This window comes from uncultured Campylobacter sp. (genome assembly GCF_937890585.1).
Lineage (GTDB): Bacteria > Campylobacterota > Campylobacteria > Campylobacterales > Campylobacteraceae > Campylobacter_A.
This window is the reverse complement of record NZ_CALACG010000067.1, coordinates 1-4,518: the sequence shown is the minus strand read 5'-3', so window position 1 is coordinate 4,518 and position 4,518 is coordinate 1. Positions and strand designations below refer to the sequence as shown.

5 protein-coding genes are annotated in these 4,518 nt (G+C 33.1%); 1 reads left to right on the top strand and 4 read right to left on the bottom strand.

Annotation, left to right across the window (positions count from 1 at the left end; all coding sequences use genetic code 11):
• The 4 genes from Q0296_RS01750 to Q0296_RS01735 all read right to left on the bottom strand — a co-directional run.
• Positions 1 to 385, bottom strand: a 385-nt coding sequence (locus Q0296_RS01750) for a hypothetical protein (protein WP_298035917.1), incomplete at its 3' end; no start/stop codon positions are given.
• On the bottom strand, positions 375 to 1,469 hold the full coding sequence (locus Q0296_RS01745; RefSeq protein ID WP_298035915.1) for a tyrosine-type recombinase/integrase: 1,095 nt from the start codon (positions 1,467 to 1,469) through the stop codon (positions 375 to 377). The genes Q0296_RS01750 and Q0296_RS01745, both read right to left, overlap by 11 nt.
• Positions 1,470 to 1,520: 51 nt before the next feature.
• Positions 1,521 to 2,735 (bottom strand): ATP-binding protein, encoded by a 1,215-nt coding sequence (locus Q0296_RS01740; protein ID WP_298035913.1) that lies wholly within the window; start codon positions 2,733 to 2,735, stop codon positions 1,521 to 1,523.
• A gap of 305 nt (positions 2,736 to 3,040) precedes the next feature.
• The gene (locus Q0296_RS01735) at positions 3,041 to 3,280 is read right to left on the bottom strand and encodes a hypothetical protein (protein ID WP_122873470.1); all 240 of its coding nucleotides are present in this window, start codon (positions 3,278 to 3,280) and stop codon (positions 3,041 to 3,043) included.
• Between Q0296_RS01735 and Q0296_RS01730 the strand changes: the two genes are divergently transcribed.
• Entirely contained in the window at positions 3,240 to 4,004 is a 765-nt protein-coding gene (locus Q0296_RS01730; protein ID WP_103597087.1) for a transposase, read from the top strand. The genes Q0296_RS01735 and Q0296_RS01730 overlap by 41 nt on opposite strands.
• Positions 4,005 to 4,518 lie beyond the last annotated feature (514 nt).

Below are 4,518 nucleotides of genomic sequence, written 5' to 3'. Positions count from 1 at the left end.
TAAAAATATCTTGATTTGTAAAATATGGCGATAATTTCAATATTTCGATGTCTCCACCAAACATACCCTTAACTTTTTCCATGTTTTCTACCGTTTGGCACGGATCAATGGTGCAGTAAGAATCATCCTCTTCAAAGTATATAAACTGTGCTGAACCAAGGTCGTCCAATTTGTCTTTATCAACTTTTTCTACGACTATAAAATTTTTAAAAATATCTATTATTTGAAGTTGTGCATTGTTAATAACTTCATATACATAAAAAGCACTTATAAAAATTTTTTCGTTAATAAAAAATTCGCATATATGTAGTATTAAGTTTGATGTTAACTGTGAAAAAGCATTCTTAGGATCATAAGTAAAATTTATAACATCATCAAAATTCATAATCTTCCTTTATGCTCTCTAGTAGTTCAAGAGCCTTACAGCTATTTATATAGGTATCGTAAGTTACGTAATTTTTATACGTCACGCCGTCACGTTTGTGGGTGAGATGATCTTTAATAATATCACTATTTGCGCCAAGCTCTTCTAGTGCCGAACTGCTTATGTGTCTAGTGCCGTGTAGCTTAAAATCATCAAAACCCACAAATTTATCGAGTTTCATCTTTTGTCTATCCGTATTTTTAATAGACTCGCCGGTTTTTGGACTTGCAAATACTAGGCCGCATCTATCGGTCGGTATTTGCGTTATGGCTTCTTTTACGAGCAAAGGAAGCGGCTTTTTATAGTCGTTTCCATTTTTGGTATCTATTAAATAGTATACGTCATTTTCTAGATCAATATTTTCCCATTTTAGGCTGGCTACTTCTCCTTTTCGCCTACCATACAAACAAAACAAGAAAAATCCTCTCCAAAACGAATCATCTTTATAAAGCTCCAAGATAGCCGTTTTTAACTTATAAAATTTACCGATTGCATCTTTTACTATCGTTTTTCTAGTCGTTTTAGCTATTTTAGTTAGCAGAGTGCAAGGATTTACTACTATTAGCTGATTGCGAAGCGCTATGTCAAACATCTCGCCCAAAATTCGCCTTGTATTATCATATGCCGTGCGTTTTGACAATACCTGCACTTTTCCTATTATTTTATTAAATTTTCCATCATGCATTAGATTATGGATAATATTGTCTATCTGGGCAGCTATAACGTCTACTACGATCTCTTTGCCAATACTATCTTGCAAATAGGTCTCATAAAATGCAATGTCGCTAGCTACCGACTTTTTGCCGACATCCTTTTTGCCTTTCCACAGCTCAAACAAGTCATTAACCTTAGTAGTATCTTTAAATTTGAGCCCCTTTACCTGCTTGCTTACGCCCTCTAGCCACTTTACAAGCTCTTTTTTGGCTTCGCTTTTGTATTCTCTCTTACTCCATCCGCTACGAGTATCTAGCGTGAGCACTTTTGTGAAGTATTTGCTACCGATAACCTTTCTTAGTAAAAAGACGTTTGGTTTTTCTTTATGCATGAATAAGCAAGTTTCGACTTTTTTATAATCGCTCTTTACTATGGCCATCTCTCACCCCATAAAACCAAATGGCAATGCAAACATACCATCATCTAGCTTTACAGCTCTGTCTCCAGTGTAAAAGACTATTCCCTTATCAAATTTACTTTGTAAATTTTCTTTTAGATGATAGATATGCTTAAAGTCATCTTTACTGATAGTTTTTGAGGATTTGACCTCTATGGCTATGAGTTTGCCCGATATCTCAAGGATAAAGTCTATCTCTTTTTGATCGCTCGTTCTATAGTAGTATATGTTTGCTCTTTTTTTGCTACTTGTATTTGCCTTTAGTAGTTCATCAAATACAAACGTCTCATATATGGCACCTTTATAAGGAGAATTTGTAAGCTCTTGTTCTGATGAAATTTGTAGTAGATGCGCTAGCACTCCTGTGTCAGTAGCAAAAATTTTAGGAGTTTTTATGAGTCTTTTTAGAGCGTTGTTAAAATAGGGCTGTAGCTTTTGGATCTGATAGGTATGCTCCAGCACGCTAAAGTAGCTATCAAATGTCTTATTATCAAGCCCAGACTCTAGACATAGCTCGTTTTTGTTAAAGATATTGCCACTTCTTAGCATACATAGGCGGTACATAGTGATAAATTTATCCATATTTCTAATGTTGCCTATCTCTTTGGCGTCTGATTCTATATATGTTCTTATATATGAGCTAAACCAGAGATATTTTGATTTTTCAGAGCTTATCTTTGTGATCTCCGGATAACCACCATTTATAATCTTTTCAGATAAGCCCTCATTATCATACTTCTTTAGCGAAAGATGGCTTATATCGCCACTTAAAATATCTATCAAATTTTCATCACTATGACTTAACTCTTTTTGAGAAAGCGGGTAAAGTTCTACTATGCCTATCCTACCAGCCAAAGAGTCTGAGATATCTTTAAAGCCTTTTAAATTTGCAGAGCCAGTTAATACAAACTGCCCATTTGTTCTATCTTTGTCTATAAATTCTTTTATAGCTAAAAGCAGTATAGGTACTCTTTGTATCTCATCTATCACAATAGGCTTATTGCAGTGCTCTATAAAGCCTTTGGGATCATTCCTTGCGGATTCATATATGTTTATGTCGTCAAGCGTTATGTAGTTTGGTATCTCTAAATTTAAAGCAAGTGTTGATTTACCAACCTGCCTAGCCCCGCTTATCAAAAGCACTGGAAAGCTTTTCATATACTCTTTTATTTCGTCGCTTATGGCTCGTTTGATGTACATAGTATTTTATCCTTAAATATTTAGGAGTATAATACTACAATATATATAAATTTACAAGGATGGTTTGGTTAAGATAATTGTATATTTAAATTTAATTCGAACTAAAACTGGCAAGACTAAGTCAGTCACTGTGATTTTCCATCACACTGAGTATTTTATTGGTAGAGTTTTAAGAAATATCACCTCAGATTTTCATATTGACAAATGGTAGTCAAATTTTACCTCAAAAGGAGCAGCACAATAACCATTTTTTGGAATATTGCACAGGCTCTTTTATACTGCAACCTAACTTCCCAATAAATTTTTTACCTCATAACTTTATCCAGTAGCGATTTATAGCTATCCACTACGTCATAGACCACGCTATCATTGCTTATAGCCTTAAAATGCTCCTTTGCGCAGTGGATTTTAGATTCTTCGATTTGGCGAAGCTGCATAGAGTTCATAGACCCTTTAGTCTCCGCAACAAAATAAATGTGCTTGATATCACCCTCATAAAATGCAATCGCCCTAAAAAGACAAACCTCTCCAGATACATCAGTCATACATATAGACGAATTTAAAGGAAATATAGAAAAAGAGAAATATCAGCTAGCGATGTATGATAAAAACCGTAAACTAGTAGATATATTAAGAAATAGACATTCACAAACAATAAAAAATATAATAAACGAATTTGAAATACAACCACAAGTAGTTGTAATGGATATGTTTAAGCCATTTAGAAGCGTAATAAATAGTAATATAGTTCAGGCCCAAATAGTAGCAGATAAATATCATGTAATAAGACAAGGGATATGGGCATTAAGAGATTTAAGAGTAGAATTATTTAACAAAGACAATGAAAAGTATAAGAAGTTAAAAAAATATTGGAAAATACTAAGTAAAAGCCCAATAAGTCAGTTTAGTCAAAGACAAAAAGAGATATTAAAAGAGATATTAAAAGTAGATAAGACATTGAAAAAGATGTATAGAATAATAAAAGAATTTTACAAGATGTTTGAGAGCAAGACAGTAAAGACAATGAGAAGGAGAATAGAGCAATTAATTGAAAAATTGAGAGTATTTAATATAAAGCAAAGTATAAAACTAGCAGATACAATAACAAGTTGGAAAAAAGAGATAATAAATATAGTAGAATATAAAATAAACAATGGGTTTGTAGAAGGAAATAACAACAAAATAAAAGTAATAAAAAGAGTATCTTATGGACTAAGAAACTATGAAAGATTTAGAAAATTGATATATTTACGTCTTTGCAATAGATAGAGGTGTTTTTACACCCCCACTATTGACAAAGAACCCAATTTCAAAAAAAATATCTGTTAGAGATTCCCCAACAGATATTTTAAAATACACATATATATCATAAATAAAACTAATAAATTAAATAAATTCCTTAGCTCTATGACAAGCTACAAAGTGCTTTTCTTTTATCTCTTCAAGAACAGGCTCCTCTTTGCTACATATGTCTATAGCATAGGAGCATCTATCTTTTAGTCTGCAACAAGGTTTAGGATTTATAGGGCTTGGAACATCTCCCTCAAGTATTATTCTCTTCCTTGTTTTTTGTACATACGGATCAGGTACAGGTATTGCAGATAGCAATGCTCTTGTATATGGATGTATTGGATTATCATATAGTTCATCAGATTCTGCAATCTCCATAATTTTACCAAGATACATTACACCTACTCTATCAGATATATACCTAACCATAGAAAGATCATGAGCCTGTCTCTTATACACATCTCCGAGCCCACGAGACCGTACTAGATCTCGT

Excerpts from the sequence above, each read along its gene's own strand:
- Q0296_RS01745 (WP_298035915.1), bottom strand. The coding sequence starts at position 1,469 with ATGCATAAAGAAAAACCAAACGTCTTTTTACTAAGAAAGGTTATCGGT.
- Q0296_RS01740 (WP_298035913.1), bottom strand. The coding sequence starts at position 2,735 with ATGTACATCAAACGAGCCATAAGCGACGAAATAAAAGAGTATATGAAA.
- Q0296_RS01735 (WP_122873470.1), bottom strand. The coding sequence starts at position 3,280 with ATGACTGATGTATCTGGAGAGGTTTGTCTTTTTAGGGCGATTGCATTT.